This is a genomic window from Pseudomonas sp. TWR2-1-1, from assembly GCF_049897045.1.
GTDB classification, from domain to species: Bacteria; Pseudomonadota; Gammaproteobacteria; order Pseudomonadales; family Pseudomonadaceae; genus Aquipseudomonas; species Aquipseudomonas versuta.
On record NZ_JAFCVM010000001.1, the window covers coordinates 586,834 to 605,555 of the forward strand.

Here is an 18,722-nt window from a genome sequence, read left to right on the forward strand (position 1 = left end):
TTAGATAACTTGAACTTCCTCAGCTTGCATGCCTTTCTGACCGCGGGTAGCGATGAAAGAAACCTGTTGGCCTTCTTTCAGGCTTTTGAAGCCGTCGGATTGGATTGCTTTGAAGTGAACAAACAGGTCGTCACCGGATTGTGGAGTGATGAAGCCGAAGCCTTTTTCATCGTTGAACCACTTAACGGTACCAGTTTGGCGATTAGACATGGTGTAACTCCTTGAACAAAGAAAACTGCGACGCAGGAAAAGCCCTGGCCGAGACTGAGTGCAAAGAGCAGGAAAAATTCTTGGAGATGGTTGGATCGAAATTCAACATATCGTGTAGAGATTCTCAGTGACACAAGCAGCACAGTGGCGCCACCTTAACCCTTTTTGCCGAACGTGCAAAGGGTCTTTGCGAAGGTTTCTTTAAAAACGTGACTGGCGGTTGTCCTGACAGCCCGTATTCAGGGGTTGTGCAGCTATTTTCGTTATTTTTGCCCCAGCCTTTTGAACCGGACCTTGGGGGGCGGTAAGATGCCCGACAGAATTTTTCTACCTCGCTATTCAGGACACCCGCCATGAGCATCAAACCAGACAAGTGGATTCGCCGCATGGCGCAAGAACACGGCATGATCGAACCTTTCGTCGAGCGTCAGGTGCGTGGTGAGGGCGAAAACCGCCTGATTTCCTACGGTGTGTCGAGCTATGGCTACGACGTTCGTTGCGCGAATGAATTCAAGGTGTTCACCAACATCAACTCGGCCACCGTTGATCCCAAGAACTTCGATGAAGGCAGCTTTGTCGATGTCACCAGCGATGTGTGCATCATCCCGCCCAACTCCTTTGCTCTTGCCCGTACGGTTGAATATTTCCGTATTCCGCGCAACGTGCTGACCATCTGCCTGGGTAAAAGCACCTACGCACGTTGCGGGATCATCGTTAACGTGACGCCGCTAGAGCCCGAGTGGGAAGGTCACGTCACGCTGGAGTTCTCCAACACCACAACATTGCCTGCCAAAATCTACGCCAATGAAGGTGTGGCGCAGATGCTGTTCTTCGAGTCAGATGAAGAGTGTGAAGTGTCTTACAAGGACCGTGGCGGCAAGTATCAAGGGCAGCGCGGCGTAACCTTGCCTCGCACCTGACGAACTGAGGGAATTCCTGAGCGAATTGACACTCTATTGAGTGTATTTCCGGTTACGCACCCAGCGAGCCGGATCATCGCTCAGGAGTTGCCCTATGAAGATCGATCCGAGTATCCGCGCCCAACTGGCCAGTCTTGAGCCTAATCAGGTGGGCGTGCTGGCCTGGTCGCTGCTCGCTCAGCCCCAGGTGCATGCAGGTGGCATTCCCGGCCAGCCTGACCAAGATACCCCGCTCCCTAACGAGCCTGGTGTACCCACCATTCCGGATGAGCCACCACCCGCTCCTGTGGCCTGATCTCAGGCCGTATCGGGCCTGTATTCAGACATACAGGCGTACGGAGCGGTCCCATATTGACCTCTCTTGCGGTATCCCTTTGTCATGCAATGGCCAGGTGAGCGTACGCACTCGCCAGGGACGGCACTCAAAGTGCGTGGCTGTGAGGACACAGGTGTCACAAAGGGATGGTCTATTTCAGATTGCCGCTAAGGAATTGGCGCAAGCGCTCGCTTTTTGGATTATCCAGTACCTCCAGTGGCGTGCCCTGTTCCTCTACCAGGCCTTGATGCAAGAACATCACCTGGCTCGCCACGTTGCGGGCGAAGTTCATCTCGTGGGTCACCATGATCATGGTGCGGCCTTCTTCGGCCAGGCCTTGAATTACCCGTAAAACTTCGCCAACCAGTTCGGGGTCCAGCGCCGATGTGGGTTCGTCGAACAGCATGACTTCCGGTTCCATTGCCAGTGCCCGGGCAATAGCCACCCGCTGTTGCTGGCCGCCGGACAGAAATGCCGGGTATTGACTGGCAACCCGGGCAGGCAGGCCGACCTTGTCCAGGTAGCGCCGAGCACTCTCTTCAGCCTCTTTTTTACTGACCCCCAGTACACGACGCGGTGCCAGGGTGATGTTGTCCAGCACCGTCAGGTGACTCCACAGGTTGAAGTGCTGAAACACCATGGCCAAACGGGTGCGCAAGCGCTGCAACTCGTCCTCGCTGGCCACCCGCATGCCGTGTTTGTCACTGACCATGCGAATCAGCTGGCCATCAAGGGTCATGGCGCCATCGTTGGGTGTCTCTAGAAAATTGATGCAGCGCAAGAAGGTGCTCTTCCCTGAGCCACTGGCACCGATCAGGCAGATAACATCCCCGGTTTTAGCCTTGAGTGACACGCCTCTGAGGACTTTGTTGTCGCCATAGCTTTTATGCAGGCCTTCGACGGTAAGTTTGTACATGCTGACCTCAAGGGGAAAGAAGATAGCCGCTACGATAGGCATGCTGCCCGGCTACATGGGCGATCACCATGCCGGCAGTTGCCATTCGCCGCAGTGAGCGGGCGTAGAGCAAGCCTGCTGCGGTGCAGTAAACCGGGGTCACACGGTCGCTGACAGGGTCAATGACCTCGGCAATCAGCTGGCCTGCCTGCAGGTAATCTCCGGGGCTTGCACAAAACACCAGGACTCCTCCCGCAGACGTCGCAACGGGTTCCACGCCGGCCAGCGGAGTTGCGGGGTAGGGCAGAGGGGGAAGAGGCCCGGGCTCGCCCTCAATCGCGCCAAACCCGATCAGATAATCAATCAGTGCCTGGCAGTCCTGCTCGGCGAGCGCATGGCTGACATCACCCTGGCCGCGCAATTCTACAGTGACGGAAAAACTGCCCTGTGGAATGGCGAAGTCATGTGCAAAGCGTTGTTGTAATTGCCACCACAGCAGCGTGAAGCACTCATCAAATGACAACCCGCCTGAATCTGTCGCCAGCAGGCTGGCTTGTGCCCCGAGATAGCGCGCCAGCGGTTCTACCTGCGGCCAGGCCTCTGGTGTGGTGTACAGGTGCGCCACGGCCTCAAAGTCACAATGCAGGTCCAGCACCATATCCGCGTCGCAGGCCAGAGACTGGAGGGTCAGGCGTTGCGACTGCAGTTGCGTTGTCGGCACTTGTGCCGCCAGCGCTTCGCGCAAGTGGCCACGGATCAGTTGCCGGTTATGCAAGGGATCGTGGTTTAACAAACCCTCGAGCTCATCACCGATTTGTGCACTGAGATCGAGGAAGTGGCGATTGAAATTTTGTCCGCTTTCCAGTTCATACCGGCCCAGCGGGATGTCCATTAATACTTGCTCCAGCCCCGCGGGATTGGCCACTGGCACCAGCACAATTTCGCTGCGCAACCGGCCTTCGCTTTCCAGGGCCGCCAGGCGCTGCTTGAGGTGCCAGGCAACCAGCATGCCGGGCAGCTCGTCGGCATGCAGCGAGGCTTGGATGTAGACCTTGCCCTGTGGCTTCGAGGGGCCGTAGTGAAAGCTGTGAATATGCCGCTCGGTGCCCGGCACGGGTGCCAGCAAGGGATGGATTTGATGTCGTTGCATGTGAAAATCCTAGTGTGCAGGGCCCAGAAAGGCTAACCAGCGGCGTTCCGCCAGCCGAAACAGGCCGACCAGAATGAAGGTGACGCACAAGTAGATGATTGCCGCGATCCCGAAAGACTGAAATGTCAGAAAAGTCGCCGAGTTTGCGTCCCGTGCGACTTTCAATACATCCGGGATAGTTGCGGTGAAGGCAACAGTGGTCGAGTGCAGCATCAGAATCACCTCATTGCTGTAATACGGCAATGAGCGACGCAAGGCTGAAGGCATGATGATGTAAGCGTAGAGTTTCCAGCCGCTTAGCCCATAGGCCTTGGCCGCTTCCACCTCACCATGGGCCATGCTGCGAATGGCCCCGGCAAAAATTTCCGTGGTGTAGGCACAGGTATTGAGCGCAAACGCCAGAATCGTGCAATTCATGGCGTCGCGAAAGAACGCATTGAGCTCGGGCTGTGCGCGGACTGCCGCGATGCTGTAGATCCCGGTGTAGCAGATCAATAACTGGATATACAGGGGCGTACCGCGAAACAGCCAGGTGTAGAACTGCACCGGCCAGCGTACCCAGCCTCGGGATGAAACCCGTGCAATGGACAGCGGGATCGAGACCACAAAGCCAATCACCAGCGATGCACTCAATAGCCACAATGTCATTGCCAGGCCAGTGATGTGGTAGCCGTCGCTGTACAGAAACGGTCGCCAGTACTCTTGCAATAACTCAATCATCGCACTGCCTCCCGGGCGCCTGCGCCATAGTGGCGTTCAAGCCGGCGTAAAACGAAGTTCGAGGCGCTGGTTATCGCCAGATAAATGAGCGCTGCGACGACCAGAAAGAAAAACAGCTGGTAAGTGCTTTTGCCCGCATCCTGAGCCGCCTTGACCAGATCGGCCAGACCAATGATCGACACCAGCGCTGTGGCCTTGAGCATCACCATCCAGTTGTTGCCTATACCCGGCAGGGCGAAGCGCATCATCTGCGGGAAGACCACATAACGGAACCGCTGGCCGCGCTTGAGGCCATATGCGGTGGCTGCCTCGACCTGGCCGCGGGGGACGGACAGGATGGCTCCACGAAAGGTTTCTGTGAAATAGGCCCCATAGATAAAGCCCAAGGTAATGACGCCTGCACTGAACGGGTTGATTTCGACGTATTCCCAGTCCATTGCATCGGTAAGGTTGGTGAGCCAGGTTTGCAGGCTGTAAAAAATCAGCAGCATCAGCACCAGGTCGGGTACGCCGCGAATCAGGGTGGTGTAGAGCTGGGCAGGTATGCGCAGCAGTTTGTGACTGGAGAGTTTGGCGCTGGCGCCGAGCAAGCCGAGCAACACGCTCACTGCCAGCGACAGCACCGATAATTTGAGGGTCATCCATGTGCCTTGCAGCAACAGCGGGCCAAAGCCCTGCAAGCTGAAAGCCGGAAGCCCAAGGTTCTGTAAAAGGTTTTCAAGCATCGGATCGAACCTATGGCAGTCAAAAAAGCGCCCACCCGAGGGTGGGCGCCAGAGCATTATTTGCCGCTGTACAGATTCAAATCGCCAAAGTGTTTTTTCTGGATCGTGGCGTAGGTGCCATCGTCGTGTAACGCTTTGATACCTTTATTCAACAGAGCTTGTAGCTCTTTGTTACCTTTCTTGATGCCGATTGCGGTTTTGGCAGGTAACAGTTCGCTGTCTACGGGTTTGCTGACTTCATATTCCGCGCCTTGCGGGGTTTTCAAAAAGCCCAGTTCGGCTTGCAGCATGTCCTGGATCGAGGCGTCGAGGCGGCCTGAAATCAGGTCGGCATACACCTGGTCCTGGTTGGCATAGGCCTGGGTGGTCACCCCGGCCTTGTCCAGTACTGCCTTGGCGTATGCCTCCTGGATAGTGCCTTGCTCATAGCCGACCTTTTTGCCTTTGAGCGATTCCGGCGTCGTGTCCAGGCCTGTGCCCTTTTTGAACACGAGCGCGGTGGGGCCGGAGAACAGCTCGTCAGAGAAGTCGATGACCTTTTCGCGAGCCGGGGTTACGGTCATGGAAGAGATCACACCGTCGAATTTGTTGGCTTTAAGCCCCGGAATGGTGCCGTCGAAATCGCTCTCGACCCATGTGCATTTTGCTTTCAGCTCGGCGCAGATGGCATTGCCCAAATCGATATCGAAGCCCACCAGGCTGCCATCGGCGGCCTTGGATTCAAACGGTGCATAGGACGGATCAACCCCGAAACGCAGCTCTTTATAGTCTTTGGCCAAAGCGGTACCTGCTGCCATGCATAAAGTCAGTGCAGAGAGGGCCAGAAATGCTTTTTTCATTATTCAATCCCTAAAACCGATGAGCGCTTGTGGCGCGTGATGACTACTACTGGAGTGCTACGTCGGGAGAGAAGTAGCAAGTTCCGAACCACAGTGGGACAGGGAATGGATTAAAGGGAGAAAGAGGTCTGGGCAACGAGTGTTTATGCCCGAAAAAAGAGCGCCATAAAACAGCTGCACCCAAAGAGTGCATGGCTGGTCTGTGGGCTTTTGCTGGCTTGCTCCCACAGACCGGAGTGTGCGGTTGGCACTCAGTCTGTGGGAGCCGGTTCGCCGGCGATGGCGTTAACCCGGGTACCGATGGCAGCGTTTTATTTGCCGGGGACCAGGGTCAGGCGCGTATTGCCATACACCTTGTCGAAGTTCTGCGGTTGCATCGGGAAGCTGATGTACTGGCCCTTGAGCCACGGATCGATGCCGTCGGTGTAGTGCGGGCTGGACGGGTTGCTGGATTGGCCTGTGCTGTTTTGGCCCATCATCGGTTCGATCTGACCGAAGTCGACGATCATGCGCATGGCCGGGATCAGCGTTGTCTCGAAGTTGTTGCCGCCAACGTTGTAAGCCGCAATGTTCAGCGTGCTCTGGTCGCCGCCTGCTGCCACCGGGCCGCGCACTGTCTGGCCATCGGCATTACGCCACAGGTAATAATGCAGTTTGCCCCATTGCCAGGCCTTGTGATCGCTGCCCATCAAGCTGTCGCCTGCACTGATGGCTGCCGCCAGGCTGCGGGCCAGAATCGTAGGTTTGTCTTCTTTGTGCGGAGTGCGAATATCGTCCCAGAACGGGCTGTCCTCGCGCCCAAGCAGGTGATCGGCCTGGGCCGAATACGACAATCCGCCGTTGGCAATAAAAGCCTTCCAGCTGGCACTGCTTTCTGGTCCCAGTTCATCAAGGAAGATTTGCTTGGTGCTTTCTTGCAAAAACAACTCGTACAACGCCGCATCCGCTGAGGCCGGGGCTAGTTTGCCGTCAAACGTCATAAGCCGGCCAAGGGCCTCGCGGGCCTTGGCCTGGTCAGCCGCGGGCAAGGCTGCGATCGCCTGCTTTAACGGCTGCGCCATGCCGGGGGCGGCAAACATGGCTTTTAATTTGGCGGCGAACAAGGTGGTTTGGTCGTACTGCATCGCGATCATGCTGCGAGCATCCTGTTTGCCAGTGCCGGCCAATTGCGCAAGGCGTTCGCTGCGCTCAGGGGATAACCACGAATTGGACAGCTGCATGCCATAGCCATAGGCAGCCGTACGCTGGTTGGCCGTGCCCAGCCAGCCTTGTGCCGGGTCCTGGTCATAGGGGTGCAGCATTGGATCGGCGTAACCGTCCCAGTCGTAGCGGCCTTCCCAGCCCGGGGAGGGGAACAGACCAAGACCTTCACGGCGGTTGGGGTACAGCCCGGTCACTTGCCAGCCGATGTGCTTGGCGTCCGCGTACAACAGATTCAGCGCTACGGCCCGGATCTCGCGGCTGGCGTCAGAGGCTTTCTCGCTATCCTGGGCGCGGGACAGATCGAAAAATGCATCTAGGGTTTTATCGCCCTTCAAGTCCGGGGTTTGCAGGGCAAGGCCAAGGCTGGCGTTTAAATCAGTCTGAGTGCTCCAGGAACTGTTGAGCAGCGGCCCGTGGCGTGTTTCGTAAATGGTTTGACGAATCGGGCGCTGACCTTTGACGAAAAAGGTTTCGTTGCGCACCGTTGCGGGTAGCCATTTTCCGTCAGCCAGGTAGTACAGGCTGTTGCCCTGACGTTTGAGTTTCTCCAGAAACACATCCTGGTTATCCCCCATGGCCATGCTCATGCCCCATGCCACCTTGCCGTTGAACCCGGCGAACAGGGTTGGCAAGCCGGCAATGGATGCACCGGCGGCCTGATATTTAGGGGCGCGAATTTGCACATAACTCCACGCCGATGGCACGCCTATGGGTTGATGCATGTCGTTGGCCAGCAGGCTTTTGCCGCTTCGGCTGCGCTGTGGACCAATCGCCCAGTCGCTCGAGGCCGTGACCCCGGGCAAGCTCAAGCGGGTGACTTGCTCAAGGGCAAGGCTCACATCGCTTAACCCTGGCAGCGTGCTCCCCGGGATCAGCCCCTTGAGTTTGTCTGCCTCGGCTGTGGCCAGGGCTTCATTGGGGTAGGTTGGCGTCAACCACGGGAGCTTGTCGGTGCCGACCTTTTGCGCCAGTACCAGCGAGTTGAGCTCTTCTTGCAAATTGACCGACATGGAGAAGTTCAACAGGCTGAAAATCAGCGCTGAATCTTCAGGTTTCCAGTACTCGACTTTATAGCTGGCTTGCGCCAGGTCGGCCGGGAGCTTGTCGCGGTAACGGAACAGATAGGCGTTGACCCCGCGGGCATAGACTTCAAAGAATTTTTTAAGGCGCGGGGATGCGCTTTTATAAAGTTCGTCAGCATTTTTTTTCAGATTGACGCTGCGCATCAACCTGTCGCTTTCCAGCGCATCGGCACCGTTCAACTCCGCCAGCCGGCCTTGGGCCAGCAAGCGTAAACGGACCATCTGGCTGATACGGTCGCTGGCCTGCACGTAACCGAGGGTAAACAGGGCGTCATGAAAGCTGCTGCTTTCGATCAGTGGCATGCCCTGGCTGTTGCGACGTACAGATACATTCTGCGCCAGGCCTTTAAGTGGCTGTACACCGGAGGTCGGTACCAGGCTTTCTGAGGCGTGGTTGTTTATCTGGCAACCCGTCAGGCCCAACAGGCTGACCACTGCCGCGGCAACGCCGAACCGGGGTAGAAAATGTGTAAGGGCTGGCGAGGCCATGGCAAAGCTCCTGCGGGGGGTAGTGTCATCGAAAGGCGCTACGTTAGTGAGGCCGATGACGCCGCGCAAGCGCTATCTCACGGCGCTGTCGAGAACGCTGGAGCGGCGGGTGAAGGCTGCGATACGGGCCGCGCGACCTGCAAATTCTCAGGGCCGTTTCGTGCTCCGTCGCAGCCTGTGGCAACGGCTACAAAACCCTGGCGGCTGCTTACTTCGGTGGATTGATTTTATCCACCAGTGCATAAGCGCGTCCGGTGGCCGGGCGCGCCTTGATACGCTGGAACCAGGCCTTCAATGCCGGGAAGTCATCCAGGTTCTGGCCCTGGAATTCATGGGGCACGATCCACGGATAGATGGCCATGTCGGCGATGCCGTAGTCGTCCCCCGCAACAAACTGACGACCCTCCAGCTGTTTGTTCAACACGCCATACAGGCGGGCTGTTTCATCGGTGTAGCGCTTGATCGCATAGGGGACTTTTTCGGGCGCAAAACGATTGAAGTGATGGTTTTGCCCGGCCATTGGCCCCAGCCCGCCCATTTGCCAGAACAGCCATTGCAGAGCCATTTGCCGGCCGCGCAAATCTTTGGGCAGGAACCGGCCGGTTTTTTCTGCGAGATACAGCAGGATCGCGCCGGACTCAAACAGCGACAGGGGATCGCCGCCGTCCGCGGGAGCCTGATCGACGATGGCCGGAATCCGATTGTTGGGGGAGATCTTCAGAAAGGCAGGTTCGAATTGTTCGTTCTTGCCGATATTCACCGGATGCACGGTGTAGGGCAGGCCCGCCTCTTCAAGAAACAACGATATTTTGTGGCCGTTGGGGGTGGTCCAGTAATACAGATCGATCATGAAGGGCTCCAGAAGGGGATGTTCACGCAGTCGCAGCAGTTCACTGCGAACTGTCAGTTTTACCCTCAATGGCGCTCCGGATGAAAGTGTTTGCCGGGGCAGGTGGATTTTGCAGGGCCACAAACACACACGCCGCACATGCCCAGGGCAGGTGCGGCGTGTGCAGGGCGCTTTTAAGTATCAGGCGCCGTGGCACTTCTTGAATTTTTTGCTGCTGCCACATGGGCAAGGGTCGTTGCGGCCAACGTCTTTGAGTTCGTTACGCACCGGCTCCTGGGGGGCGTGGCCGCAATGCGGGCCATGCACGTGACCGTGGTCGTCATGGGCGTGATCATGATGATCGTGATCGTGATCGTGGTTGCAGTCGGGGCCATGAACGTGGGGTTGCTGGGTCATTACTTAATCACTCTGGAATAAAATCGGCAGGGATTATCTCGCCTTTGCGTATCAGGTGCACGTCGTTACCGTAGAACAGGCCGGTTTCGAGGGTGCCATCCAGCTGATAAGGGATGGGGACGTCAGGAGATTCAAGCAATTTGACCAGTGGGCGCACTTGTGGCCACAGGTTAGTCCGCACCGGCACCACGAACACGGTCTGGCTGTTTGGCTGGACGCTGAACCACTGGTCGTACTGACCTTCAGTCAGCTGGATCGTACCCAAATGAATTTTGTAGCTCAAAGCGCGCACAGTCAGGGTCGAGTCATTCGGATTGTCGACCCGGAAGTACAACTTGAAACGTTGCTCGAGCATTTTGGCCTTGATCAGCTCTACACGCACCAAGTGCACGTCCGGGTCTTTTTCGCCTGAATCAAACCAGGATGCGCAACCTGTAAGCGCCAGAATCATCATCAGGGCAATAGTTGTTATTCGGGCCCGAGAATCCATTCCTTATTCCCCTTTGTCGCTTTAGCTACCCAGGTAACTGGCGCAGCACTTTTTGAACTTGAGCCCGCTGGCGCATGGGCAGGCATCGTTGCGCCCGACCTTCAGTGGCACTGTGGGATCAATGAAGTACCAGCGTCCAGCACTTTGTACAAAAGATGACCGCTCGCGATGGCTGTGTTCGCCATTGGCATCGTGCCAGCGTGCGGTAAAGGTGACAAAGGCATGTTCGGGCTGGCCGCCGAATACTTCGCTGCTTTCAACCTCAAGTCCGAGCCAGGTGCTTTGTGCGCTCCAGTCGCCGATGGACTGACGATCAAGGCCGGCCTGCTGCACTGGCAGCGTGGTAGTGACCAGATAATCAATCAACCCCAGGACATAGGCGCTGTAACGCGAACGCATCAGGGTTTCGGCGCTTGGGGCCGGATGCCCGGCGTGATAGTGCCCGCAGCAGGCGTCGAGCAAATTGCCGCTGCCACATGGGCAAATGGATGTACTCATCGGCTTACCACCAATACTTGCCAAAATTTTCCGGATTGGCCCAGAACCTGGCATTCAGCCAGTCGGGTACTTGTTTGTACTCGCGCAAGTCGTAAGTGAACAGGGTCAACACCTGTTCATCGCGCTGAAAACGCTCACTGCTTTGCAAGGCCAGCGCAAAGAAATCGGTGTCTTTCCAGTTACAGGCGCTCAGATCCGCCAATACCGCAATGCGGCTGGCGTTGAGATTGCGAATCCCGCCCAGTAGCTCCAGCCCGTCGCGCTTGGGCATATGCTCCAGGCAGTCGATCACCAGTGCCAGGTCAAAACGCTGTGCGGCCAGCTCTGCCGGTAAAGCGCCGGGGGCTGCGTGGGCGACAACAACTTCGGGATGCGTCTCCTGAAACGCTGCCAGCGCCGGAAACTGGCTGGCGCCGACCACGAGCAGGCGTTGTGGCGCATAACGCTCAAGCAGCGCCGCCAGTGCTTGCTGGGGTGTACGTGTAGAAATACCAGACGTCATCGAAAGTCCTCAATCAGAGCCCCCAAGACTAGCGCGCTGAAGCCCCGGGGCCTAGTGGGCACTTGCCCGTGCAGTGGCTTTACTGGCGTATAACCCCGGCGGGGTCTTTACTTTCGGGGCATCGGCCCAACGCCGACCCTCAGGAGAGACCCCGTATGGGCATCATCAGGACAGCAGTACCTTTGATTGTTCTCACCAGTGTATTGACGGGCTGCGCCGGCTTGCAAAAAACCGACTGGCCTACCTGTGCAGCTGTCGGGGGCGTGGGCGGAGCGGCGCTTGGTGCAATAAACAGCACGGCCTGGGCGGGTGGTGGCGCGGTATTCGGTGCCGGTATGGCCGCGGCCTATTGCTGGGTGCATGGTGATGGCGACGCCGACGGCGATGGCGTTCCTGATAGCCGCGACAAGTGCCCGGACACGCCAAAAGGGGTGAAGGTCGATGCCGTGGGCTGCCCGATAGTCGCGGTAGTGGTGGTTGAAGAGGTGGTAGTGGTCAAGGAAGAAACCATCGTGGTGCGCGATGTGCACTTCGAGTTCAACTCGGCCAGGCTGACCGCCGCTGACAAGGAAAAACTCAATGTGATTGCGGCGCGCCTGAAAAAGGACGCCGCCAATGCTCAGCTTAAAGTTACAGGCTACACCGACAGCGTCGGTAACGATGCCTACAACCTCAAGCTGTCCAAAGAACGGGCGAAATCGGTAGTCGAATACCTGATCAGCAGTGGTGTGCCGCGCAATCAGTTTGTATCCGTAGCCGGTGGTGGCGAATCGAATCCGGTGGCCAGTAATCAAACCCCGGAAGGACGAGCCTTGAACCGCCGTACCGAGATTCAGATCATTCGTTAAAGTCGCTCGCGCGCTTTGGCGAAAACCTCGGGCCAGAGCGCAATTTCATGCGTTCGCAGGAGTCGCAGGTTTAATCAGACAGATCAAACCTGCGACGTATTTTTTTTGCAAAGTTCACTGGCGTCTGCCTCCTGCGAGCCGTTAATGTGCGCTCAAAGAAAAACACAAAAGGTCAGTGGTATGAAGGTGCTTTGGGGGCTGGGGAAAGTTCTGACGTTGTTGTTTTGGGCCGTTGCGTTGATCAACATTTTTAAACCGCTGATCAACCCGTTCGATTTGTTGATTAATCTGGCTGGCAGTCTGTTGCTGCTGACCCATGTTCTTGAGTTGCTGTTGTTCAACAGCAGCCTGCGCGATCGCCCGCATGCCTGGCGAGATCGCCTTTACATCCTTGTGGTTGGAATACTTCACGTGCAAACCCTTCGCAATTCTTCCAAACGAGACGACAGCCATGCGTAAGATTTGCCTGCTGGCCACTATGTGCAGCCCTTTTGCCCATGCTGACGTGGTGATGGTTGAAGCCAATTCCATGATGCGCCTGCCGGCTAACGCCAGTGTCCTGCAACTGGAAAGACTTGAAGTGGCTGACTACGGCACGCTGCTGATTCCGGCCGGCGTTACCCGGGTCAACATCGACCAGTTGCATTTGGGCCGCGAGGCACGCATCACCCTGGTACCGGCCGAGGGCGGCATTGAACTGCGGGTGGCCCAGGCTGAACTCGACGAAGGCAGTCAAATCAATGCGCGGGGAGCCCCGGGCACTTTCGAGAAGCCTGCGCGGCCGGCACGTGATTTGAATGTACGTATCGAATCGCTGCAAGCGCCGCAATTAGTCATTGATGCCCGTGGCGGCACGGGTGCACCGGGTTTTGCCGGGCTCGACGGTGGTAATGGCGAGGCGCCGGGTTGTACCTGGGGGGCTGCGGGTGCCGGAGCCAATGGCGACAACGGCGGTAATGGCCAGGCCGGTGCAGCCGGTGCGAATGTGCGTCTTGAGTTGCCCGCCAGTTATCCTGGCGAACTGATCAGCGTGCGGGTTGATGGCGGAGCCGGGGGCAAGCCAGGTGAAGCCGGACGTGCGGGGGCAGGCGGTAAATCCAAAGGCTGCTTTGTGTACCGCACTGATGGCGGTAAATCCGGTCGTGCCGGAATTGCCGGGCAACCGGGAGAGGCCGGGAGCGCCGGCCAGGTGACGATTCAGCGTTTGTAACCTTATTGCCGTGCCCCGGGATCCGCTGAACCGGGCACGGCTGGCCACCCGTCAAAACATGGGGCGCGCTGCTGCAATCCCCACCACGACCAGCCCCACAATCAAATTACATCCCACCAGGCGCCGGATCCGGCCCATCACTGCCGCGCCTGCCGCCCACTGTTCATCCAGCACCGCCTTGCGCAACTCTGGCAGTTGCAACGACTGGACCCGGATAAACAAGGCCACCATCACAATGTACAAGCCCATCATGATCTGTACATAACGCGGGGCCGTTTCGAAACCGCTAAAGCGCAACTGCAACAGGCCTACACCGCTTATCGGCAAAATCACCACGGCCACCCACACCCAGACAAAAAACCGTTGAAACACTTCTACCCACAGTTTTAACCGGGCCGGGTCTTCAAGGGCCGTCACAGCTGCCGGGCGCAGGATCATCCAGGCAAAAAACATACCTCCTACCCAGGTCAGGGCGGCCAGTAAATGCAGGCTGTAGGCGAGGCTAAAGGCGGTCATTGGGGTACTCCGTTCGGCGCAGGATGAATTAGCGGGGTATGATAGCGGCCATTCGAACCACTGAAAATTTATCCAGCGTTTCTCGCGCCCGAAGAACCATGATTAGTAACGAACTAAAATCCCAGATCCAGGGCGCTTACTCGCGTTTTCTCGAAGCCAAGAGCCTCAAGCCGCGCTACGGCCAACGTTTGATGATCGCCGAAGTGGCCAAAGTGCTGGGCGATATCGACACCGATGAAGAAGGCCACCGCAGTGGCGATCCGGCTGTGGTCGCTGTTGAGGCCGGTACCGGTACCGGCAAGACTGTCGCCTATAGCCTGGCGGCCATTCCTACGGCCAAGGCCGCCGGCAAACGCCTGGTCATCGCCACGGCCACCGTCGCGCTGCAAGAGCAGATCGTCTACAAGGACCTCCCCGACCTCATGCGTAACAGCGGGCTGAACTTCAGCTTTGCGCTGGCCAAGGGGCGCGGGCGCTACATGTGTCTGTCCAAACTCGACATGCTGCTGCAAGAAGGCCACGCGCAAACCGCGACGGCGCAGCTGTTCGAGGAAGAAGGCTTCAAGATTGAAGTCGATGAGGCCAGTCAGAAACTGTTCACCAGCATGATCGAGAAGCTTGCCGGTAATAAATGGGACGGTGATCGCGACAGCTGGCCCCAGGCTCTGGAAGATCAGGACTGGGCGCGCCTGACCACCGACCACAGCCAGTGCACCAATCGTCATTGCCCGAACTTCGGCCAGTGCGCCTTTTACAAGGCCCGCGAAGGCATGAGTAAGGTGGATGTGATTGTCACCAACCATGACATGGTGCTTGCAGATCTGGCGCTGGGGGGCGGTGCAGTGCTGCCTGACCCGCGTGACACGCTGTACGTGTTCGACGAAGGGCACCACTTGCCGGACAAGGCCATTGGCCATTTCGCCCACTACACCCGCTTGCGCTCAACTGCCGACTGGCTTGAGCAAACAGCCAAAAACCTCACCAAGCTGCTGGCCCAGCATCCGCTGCCGGGTGACCTGGGGCGTTTGCTGGAACAGGTGCCGGAGCTGGCGAAAGAGATCAAGGCCCAGCAGCAGTTCATGTTCACCGCCTGTGAACAAATCGCCGACTTCAAGGTAGGCGAAGAGCCAGAGGGGCGTGAGCGCCCTCGCCATCGCTTTATCGGCGGCTTGATCCCCGATCACATGCGTGAAATGGGGATCGAGCTGAAAAAAGGTTTTTCGCGTCTGACCGACCTGTTCACCCGCCTGACGGAAATCCTCAAGGACGGTATGGACGGCGAGGTCAATATTGGCATCACCAGCAACCAGGCCGAAGAATGGTATCCGCTGTTCGGCAGCCTGCTGTCCCGTGCCCAGGGCAACTGGGAGCTTTGGACGGCCTTTACCACCGAAGACCCCCAGGACAGCCCGCCCATGGCGCGCTGGATGACCCTGGCTGAAAGTGGTTCGCTGTTTGATATTGAGGTCAATGCCAGCCCCATCCTTGCGGCCGAAATGCTCCGTCGCAACTTGTGGAACGTGGCTTACGGCGCTCTGGTGACGTCGGCCACCCTGACTGCGTTGGGTACCTTCGACCGCTTCCGCATGCGCGCCGGATTGCCCAAGGCCGCTGTTACGGCGGTGGTCCCGAGTCCGTTCCATCACGCCGATGCCGGTGTCTTGCGAGTGCCGGACCTTAAAGCCGATCCGCGGGATGCGGTGGCCCATACCGCCGCGATCATTCGTGATCTGCCCGGTCTGGTAGAAGGTTCGCGGGGTACGCTGGTGCTGTTTTCCTCGCGCAAGCAAATGCAGGACGTGTTTGACGGCCTGGAGCGCGACTGGCGCAAGCAAGTGTTTATCCAGGGCAACCTGTCCAAACAGGAAACCCTCAACAAGCACAAGGCGCGGGTAGATGGTGGGGACTCGAGCGTACTGTTCGGCCTGGCCAGCTTCGCCGAGGGGGTGGATTTGCCCGGCGCCTATTGCGAGCACGTGGTGATCGCCAAAATCCCGTTCTCGGTACCTGATGACCCCGTCGAAGCAGCCCTGGCCGAGTGGATCGAAGCACGGGGTGGCAATCCATTCATGGAGATCTCGGTGCCGGACGCTTCACTCAAGCTGGTTCAGGCCTGCGGGCGTCTGCTACGCACCGAACAGGATCGCGGCACTATTACATTGCTCGACCGGCGGCTGGTCACCCAGCGCTATGGCAAGGCGATCCTCAATGCCTTGCCACCTTTCCGTCGCGAGATTTCTTAAGCACAAGTCGGCGTCTTCGCCGGCTTTGCTGTCTATGCTGTTTCTTCAACACCTCACAGGCTTGTTTTCGGCCGTTTGGGAGAACCTGATCCATATGATTCGCCGTTCGTTGTCTGCTGTTTTTGCGTTGCTGGTCACCACCCCGCTATTGGCGGCACCTGCCGGTCAACAAACCTTGTTCAACTTCGTTCGCCCTGCCGATGTGGTGCAAGTGGTGACCGTGGATGCGAGCTTGCCGCAATACAATGCGGAGCAAACGGCGGAAGGCGAAGTATTGCGGCGCGTGACCTTTAACCCCGCTGCGGCACCAAGCCTGCGTTTAACCCCGCAAGCCGGCGCGTGGGACTGGTCACAGTCGGGGATGATGACCCTGCGTATCCAGAACGCGATGAACTGGGCGCTTACCCTTGATGTGACCGTGCAAAGCAATAACGGCAAGACCCTCACCAGCCGGGTCGACTTGCCTGCCGGGCCGGCGCAGACCCTGTTGCTGCCGTTGCAGGCGAACTCGCCGCACACTCAGGGGATGCGTGCGGGGCCGCCGATGCCAATGACGGTCGACGGGCAACGTATCTTGCTGGCTACCACCCAGGGTGAAATTGATCGCAGCCAGGTGGTATCGGTCACCTTGTCGATCCCGCAACCGAACGCCGCGCAAAGCATTTTGCTCGAGCGCTTTGGTGTGCAGGACGGCGCCGGGGTGATCAAAACGGTGTACGGCTCGATCGTGGATGGTTACGGCCAGTCGACCCGGGCCAAATGGCCGGAGCGGGTAGCCAATGACGAACAGCTCAAGGCCGCCGCTGCCAAAGAACAGCAGCTTCTCAAGGGCTGGCTGGCCAAGCGGGCGGATCAGGACAAATTTGGTGGTTCGCTGAAAGGTCCAGCGTTCAAGGCAACCGGCTTTTTTTATACCGAAAAACGCAATGGTCGCTGGAACCTGGTGACGCCTGAAGGTCATCCGTTCTATTCGTTGGGGCTCAATGCCGTGACGGCCAACGACAGCCAGACCTACGTTGCCGGGCGTGAATGGATGTTCACCGATCTGCCTGAACAAGGCGCTCCTCTGGCTGGTTATTACGGTTCATCGAACAGTAACAACGGTAATGGCTCCGCGCAGGGGCGAGGTTACAACGTAGGGCGCTGGTACAACTTCTATGGCGCCAACCTGCAACGGATTTATGCTGAGCCCTGCGTTGGCGGCAAAACAGTTCCCGGTGCTGATCCTGTTATGCCGTGTGCGCCAGAAGTCATTGATGCCAAGCGCTGGCAGGAGCACGCCCTGGATCGCCTGCAAGCCTGGGGCTTTAACACCATTGGCAACTGGAGCGACCCGCAACTGGGGCTCAACGATCGCGTGCCTTATACCTTGCCGCTGTCGATTGTCGGTGACTATGCCAGCATCAGCACCGGTGCCGACTGGTGGGGCGGCATGCCTGATCCGTTTGATCCACGCTTTGCCATGGCCACCGAGCGTGCCGTGGCCATTGCTGCCCGTGATCACCGGGATGACCCATGGCTGATCGGCTATTTTGCTGACAACGAACTGGCCTGGGCCGGCCCCGGTAATGATCCTGCATCGCGCTATGCACTGGCCCTGGGCACCTTGCGCCTGACCACTGACGTGCCGGCCAAGCGCGCATTTCTCAAGCAGTTGCGCGACAAGTACCGTAACCAGCAAGGCCTGTCCAAAGCCTGGGGTGTCGAGATCCCGGCGTGGGAGTTAATGGAAGACCCGGGTTTCGAGGCGCCGCTGCCCAACGCCGAACATCCGGAAATTGAAGCGGACTATCAGTACTTCCAGAAAGTCTTCGCCGATACCTATTTCAAGACCATTTCCGACTCGCTGAAGTGGCATGCACCCAACCACTTGTTGTTGGGCGGACGCTTTGCCGTGAGCACGCCCGAAGCAGTCGCTTCGTGCGCCAAGTACTGCGACGTGCTGAGTTTCAACTTCTACACCCTGCAGCCGCAGGACGGCTATGACTTCGCCAAACTGCGCGAACTGGACAAGCCGGTGATGATCACTGAGTTCAACTTTGGCTCCCGCGACCGTGGTCCGTTCTGGGGGGGCATGACCGAGGTGGCCAACGAAGAAGCTCGCGGGCCGGCCTACGCCAGGTTTCTCAAGCAGGCAGTAGTTGAACCTTCGATTGTCGGCGTGCACTGGTTTCAGTACCTGGATCAGCCTGTGACCGGCCGCCTGCTTGATGGCGAGAATGGCCACTTCGGCATGATCGGTATCACCGACCTGCCGTTTACCGGCTTTGTCGACAGCGTTCGCAAGACCAACTTGCAGGCCCTCGATCAGCTCGCCCAAGAAGCCGCCAAGGCGCAGGTTGATGCAGATCAAGCCACCAGGGCTCCGGTGCATACTCCTCAGGAAGGGAGTGCCGGAGGCTCTGGCCCGGGTCATGCAGGCGGTCATTCGGGTAAAGGCCACTAATTATGTGAACTCCGCCCGGGCGCAGCCTGTTATCGCGAGCAAACGTGCTGCCGTAGATCTCGAGGAATTTCACAAAAAATCCACTCTCGGGCTGATACCTTCTGCGCCGACTGCGTAATGCACAAAAATTGTGCGTTCGTAGCGGTTTGCTCTGTTTCAAAATCTCACAGGGAC

The 18,722-nt window shown here is 57.9% G+C and carries 20 protein-coding genes; 7 read left to right on the forward strand and 13 right to left on the reverse strand.

All coding sequences use genetic code 11. The features are described from left to right. Window positions 1-210 (reverse strand): cold-shock protein, encoded by a 210-nt coding sequence (locus tag ACP7BO_RS02805; RefSeq protein ID WP_002554837.1) that lies wholly within the window; start codon window positions 208-210, stop codon window positions 1-3. 353 nt (window positions 211-563) lie between these two features. Between ACP7BO_RS02805 and dcd the strand changes: the two genes are divergently transcribed. Beyond that, window positions 564-1,130, forward strand: a complete 567-nt coding sequence (dcd, locus tag ACP7BO_RS02810) for a dCTP deaminase (RefSeq protein WP_003443164.1) — start codon at window positions 564-566, stop codon at window positions 1,128-1,130. Window positions 1,131-1,224: 94 nt separating this feature from the next. Beyond that, entirely contained in the window at window positions 1,225-1,425 is a 201-nt protein-coding gene (locus ACP7BO_RS02815; protein ID WP_060690898.1) for a hypothetical protein, read from the forward strand. 172 nt (window positions 1,426-1,597) lie between these two features. Here the strand turns inward: ACP7BO_RS02815 and ACP7BO_RS02820 are convergent, their stop codons facing one another. The 11 genes from ACP7BO_RS02820 to ACP7BO_RS02870 form a co-directional block, all read right to left on the reverse strand. After that, window positions 1,598-2,362: an ABC transporter ATP-binding protein gene (locus ACP7BO_RS02820; RefSeq protein ID WP_060690899.1), complete on the reverse strand. Its 765-nt coding sequence runs from the start codon at window positions 2,360-2,362 to the stop codon at window positions 1,598-1,600. Window positions 2,363-2,369: 7 nt separating this feature from the next. Next, window positions 2,370-3,491: a succinylglutamate desuccinylase/aspartoacylase family protein gene (locus ACP7BO_RS02825; RefSeq protein ID WP_426208511.1), complete on the reverse strand. Its 1,122-nt coding sequence runs from the start codon at window positions 3,489-3,491 to the stop codon at window positions 2,370-2,372. A 9-nt stretch (window positions 3,492-3,500) separates the two neighbouring features. Next, window positions 3,501-4,211: an ABC transporter permease gene (locus ACP7BO_RS02830; RefSeq protein ID WP_397455870.1), complete on the reverse strand. Its 711-nt coding sequence runs from the start codon at window positions 4,209-4,211 to the stop codon at window positions 3,501-3,503. Further along, window positions 4,208-4,936 carry an ABC transporter permease gene (locus ACP7BO_RS02835; protein ID WP_073508901.1) on the reverse strand — a complete coding sequence of 243 codons (729 nt, stop codon included), beginning with the start codon at window positions 4,934-4,936 and terminating at the stop codon, window positions 4,208-4,210. The genes ACP7BO_RS02830 and ACP7BO_RS02835 overlap by 4 nt, the downstream gene beginning before the upstream one ends. Before the next feature lie 56 nt (window positions 4,937-4,992). After that, complete coding sequence (locus ACP7BO_RS02840; RefSeq protein ID WP_397455871.1) at window positions 4,993-5,775, reverse strand: transporter substrate-binding domain-containing protein; 783 nt, start codon at window positions 5,773-5,775, stop codon at window positions 4,993-4,995. A 311-nt stretch (window positions 5,776-6,086) separates the two neighbouring features. Further along, window positions 6,087-8,549: a penicillin acylase family protein gene (locus ACP7BO_RS02845; protein ID WP_426208514.1), complete on the reverse strand. Its 2,463-nt coding sequence runs from the start codon at window positions 8,547-8,549 to the stop codon at window positions 6,087-6,089. 208 nt (window positions 8,550-8,757) lie between these two features. Continuing rightward, window positions 8,758-9,399 (reverse strand): glutathione binding-like protein, encoded by a 642-nt coding sequence (locus ACP7BO_RS02850; RefSeq protein WP_426208516.1) that lies wholly within the window; start codon window positions 9,397-9,399, stop codon window positions 8,758-8,760. A gap of 180 nt (window positions 9,400-9,579) precedes the next feature. Continuing rightward, window positions 9,580-9,795, reverse strand: a complete 216-nt coding sequence (locus tag ACP7BO_RS02855; protein ID WP_426208518.1) for an SEC-C metal-binding domain-containing protein — start codon at window positions 9,793-9,795, stop codon at window positions 9,580-9,582. A gap of 7 nt (window positions 9,796-9,802) precedes the next feature. Beyond that, a complete protein-coding gene (locus tag ACP7BO_RS02860) occupies window positions 9,803-10,285 on the reverse strand; it encodes an LEA type 2 family protein (RefSeq protein ID WP_426208520.1) in 483 nt (160 codons plus the stop codon). A 21-nt stretch (window positions 10,286-10,306) separates the two neighbouring features. Then, window positions 10,307-10,783, reverse strand: coding sequence for a YchJ family protein (locus ACP7BO_RS02865; RefSeq protein WP_060690908.1), 477 nt, complete (start codon window positions 10,781-10,783; stop codon window positions 10,307-10,309). Window positions 10,784-10,787: 4 nt separating this feature from the next. Beyond that, entirely contained in the window at window positions 10,788-11,285 is a 498-nt protein-coding gene (locus ACP7BO_RS02870) for a DUF6231 family protein (RefSeq protein WP_397455875.1), read from the reverse strand. A gap of 155 nt (window positions 11,286-11,440) precedes the next feature. Here ACP7BO_RS02870 and ACP7BO_RS02875 point away from each other — a divergent pair, with 155 nt between their 5' ends. The 3 genes from ACP7BO_RS02875 (at window position 11,441) to ACP7BO_RS02885 (ending at window position 13,343) form a co-directional block, all read left to right on the forward strand. Further along, the gene (locus ACP7BO_RS02875) at window positions 11,441-12,133 is read left to right on the forward strand and encodes an OmpA family protein (RefSeq protein ID WP_426208523.1); all 693 of its coding nucleotides are present in this window, start codon (window positions 11,441-11,443) and stop codon (window positions 12,131-12,133) included. Between the two features lie 180 nt (window positions 12,134-12,313). After that, entirely contained in the window at window positions 12,314-12,592 is a 279-nt protein-coding gene (locus ACP7BO_RS02880) for a DUF1145 domain-containing protein (protein ID WP_060690911.1), read from the forward strand. After that, window positions 12,585-13,343: a collagen-like protein gene (locus ACP7BO_RS02885; protein WP_426208525.1), complete on the forward strand. Its 759-nt coding sequence runs from the start codon at window positions 12,585-12,587 to the stop codon at window positions 13,341-13,343. The genes ACP7BO_RS02880 and ACP7BO_RS02885 overlap by 8 nt, the downstream gene beginning before the upstream one ends. A 51-nt stretch (window positions 13,344-13,394) precedes the next feature. Here the strand turns inward: ACP7BO_RS02885 and ACP7BO_RS02890 are convergent, their stop codons facing one another. After that, a complete protein-coding gene (locus ACP7BO_RS02890; protein WP_426208527.1) occupies window positions 13,395-13,859 on the reverse strand; it encodes a CopD family protein in 465 nt (154 codons plus the stop codon). 98 nt (window positions 13,860-13,957) lie between these two features. On the opposite strand from ACP7BO_RS02890, the gene dinG reads away from it, so the two are divergent. Together dinG and ACP7BO_RS02900 are read left to right on the forward strand one after the other, a co-directional pair. Beyond that, window positions 13,958-16,102, forward strand: coding sequence for an ATP-dependent DNA helicase DinG (gene dinG, locus ACP7BO_RS02895; protein WP_060690914.1), 2,145 nt, complete (start codon window positions 13,958-13,960; stop codon window positions 16,100-16,102). Between the two features lie 94 nt (window positions 16,103-16,196). Continuing rightward, a complete protein-coding gene (locus ACP7BO_RS02900) occupies window positions 16,197-18,548 on the forward strand; it encodes a beta-galactosidase (protein ID WP_426208529.1) in 2,352 nt (783 codons plus the stop codon). Window positions 18,549-18,722: the final 174 nt, after the last annotated feature.

Bases quoted from the DNA above. Each gene is read 5' to 3' on its own strand.
- ACP7BO_RS02805 (WP_002554837.1), bottom strand. From the start codon at position 210: ATGTCTAATCGCCAAACTGGTACCGTTAAGTGGTTCAACGATGAAAAA.
- dcd (WP_003443164.1), top strand. From the start codon at position 564: ATGAGCATCAAACCAGACAAGTGGATTCGCCGCATGGCGCAAGAACAC.
- ACP7BO_RS02815 (WP_060690898.1), top strand. From the start codon at position 1,225: ATGAAGATCGATCCGAGTATCCGCGCCCAACTGGCCAGTCTTGAGCCT.
- ACP7BO_RS02820 (WP_060690899.1), bottom strand. From the start codon at position 2,362: ATGTACAAACTTACCGTCGAAGGCCTGCATAAAAGCTATGGCGACAAC.
- ACP7BO_RS02825 (WP_426208511.1), bottom strand. From the start codon at position 3,491: ATGCAACGACATCAAATCCATCCCTTGCTGGCACCCGTGCCGGGCACC.
- ACP7BO_RS02830 (WP_397455870.1), bottom strand. From the start codon at position 4,211: ATGATTGAGTTATTGCAAGAGTACTGGCGACCGTTTCTGTACAGCGAC.
- ACP7BO_RS02835 (WP_073508901.1), bottom strand. From the start codon at position 4,936: ATGCTTGAAAACCTTTTACAGAACCTTGGGCTTCCGGCTTTCAGCTTG.
- ACP7BO_RS02840 (WP_397455871.1), bottom strand. From the start codon at position 5,775: ATGAAAAAAGCATTTCTGGCCCTCTCTGCACTGACTTTATGCATGGCA.
- ACP7BO_RS02845 (WP_426208514.1), bottom strand. From the start codon at position 8,549: ATGGCCTCGCCAGCCCTTACACATTTTCTACCCCGGTTCGGCGTTGCC.
- ACP7BO_RS02850 (WP_426208516.1), bottom strand. From the start codon at position 9,399: ATGATCGATCTGTATTACTGGACCACCCCCAACGGCCACAAAATATCG.
- ACP7BO_RS02855 (WP_426208518.1), bottom strand. From the start codon at position 9,795: ATGACCCAGCAACCCCACGTTCATGGCCCCGACTGCAACCACGATCAC.
- ACP7BO_RS02860 (WP_426208520.1), bottom strand. From the start codon at position 10,285: ATGGATTCTCGGGCCCGAATAACAACTATTGCCCTGATGATGATTCTG.
- ACP7BO_RS02865 (WP_060690908.1), bottom strand. From the start codon at position 10,783: ATGAGTACATCCATTTGCCCATGTGGCAGCGGCAATTTGCTCGACGCC.
- ACP7BO_RS02870 (WP_397455875.1), bottom strand. From the start codon at position 11,285: ATGACGTCTGGTATTTCTACACGTACACCCCAGCAAGCACTGGCGGCG.
- ACP7BO_RS02875 (WP_426208523.1), top strand. From the start codon at position 11,441: ATGGGCATCATCAGGACAGCAGTACCTTTGATTGTTCTCACCAGTGTA.
- ACP7BO_RS02880 (WP_060690911.1), top strand. From the start codon at position 12,314: ATGAAGGTGCTTTGGGGGCTGGGGAAAGTTCTGACGTTGTTGTTTTGG.
- ACP7BO_RS02885 (WP_426208525.1), top strand. From the start codon at position 12,585: ATGCGTAAGATTTGCCTGCTGGCCACTATGTGCAGCCCTTTTGCCCAT.
- ACP7BO_RS02890 (WP_426208527.1), bottom strand. From the start codon at position 13,859: ATGACCGCCTTTAGCCTCGCCTACAGCCTGCATTTACTGGCCGCCCTG.
- dinG (WP_060690914.1), top strand. From the start codon at position 13,958: ATGATTAGTAACGAACTAAAATCCCAGATCCAGGGCGCTTACTCGCGT.
- ACP7BO_RS02900 (WP_426208529.1), top strand. From the start codon at position 16,197: ATGATTCGCCGTTCGTTGTCTGCTGTTTTTGCGTTGCTGGTCACCACC.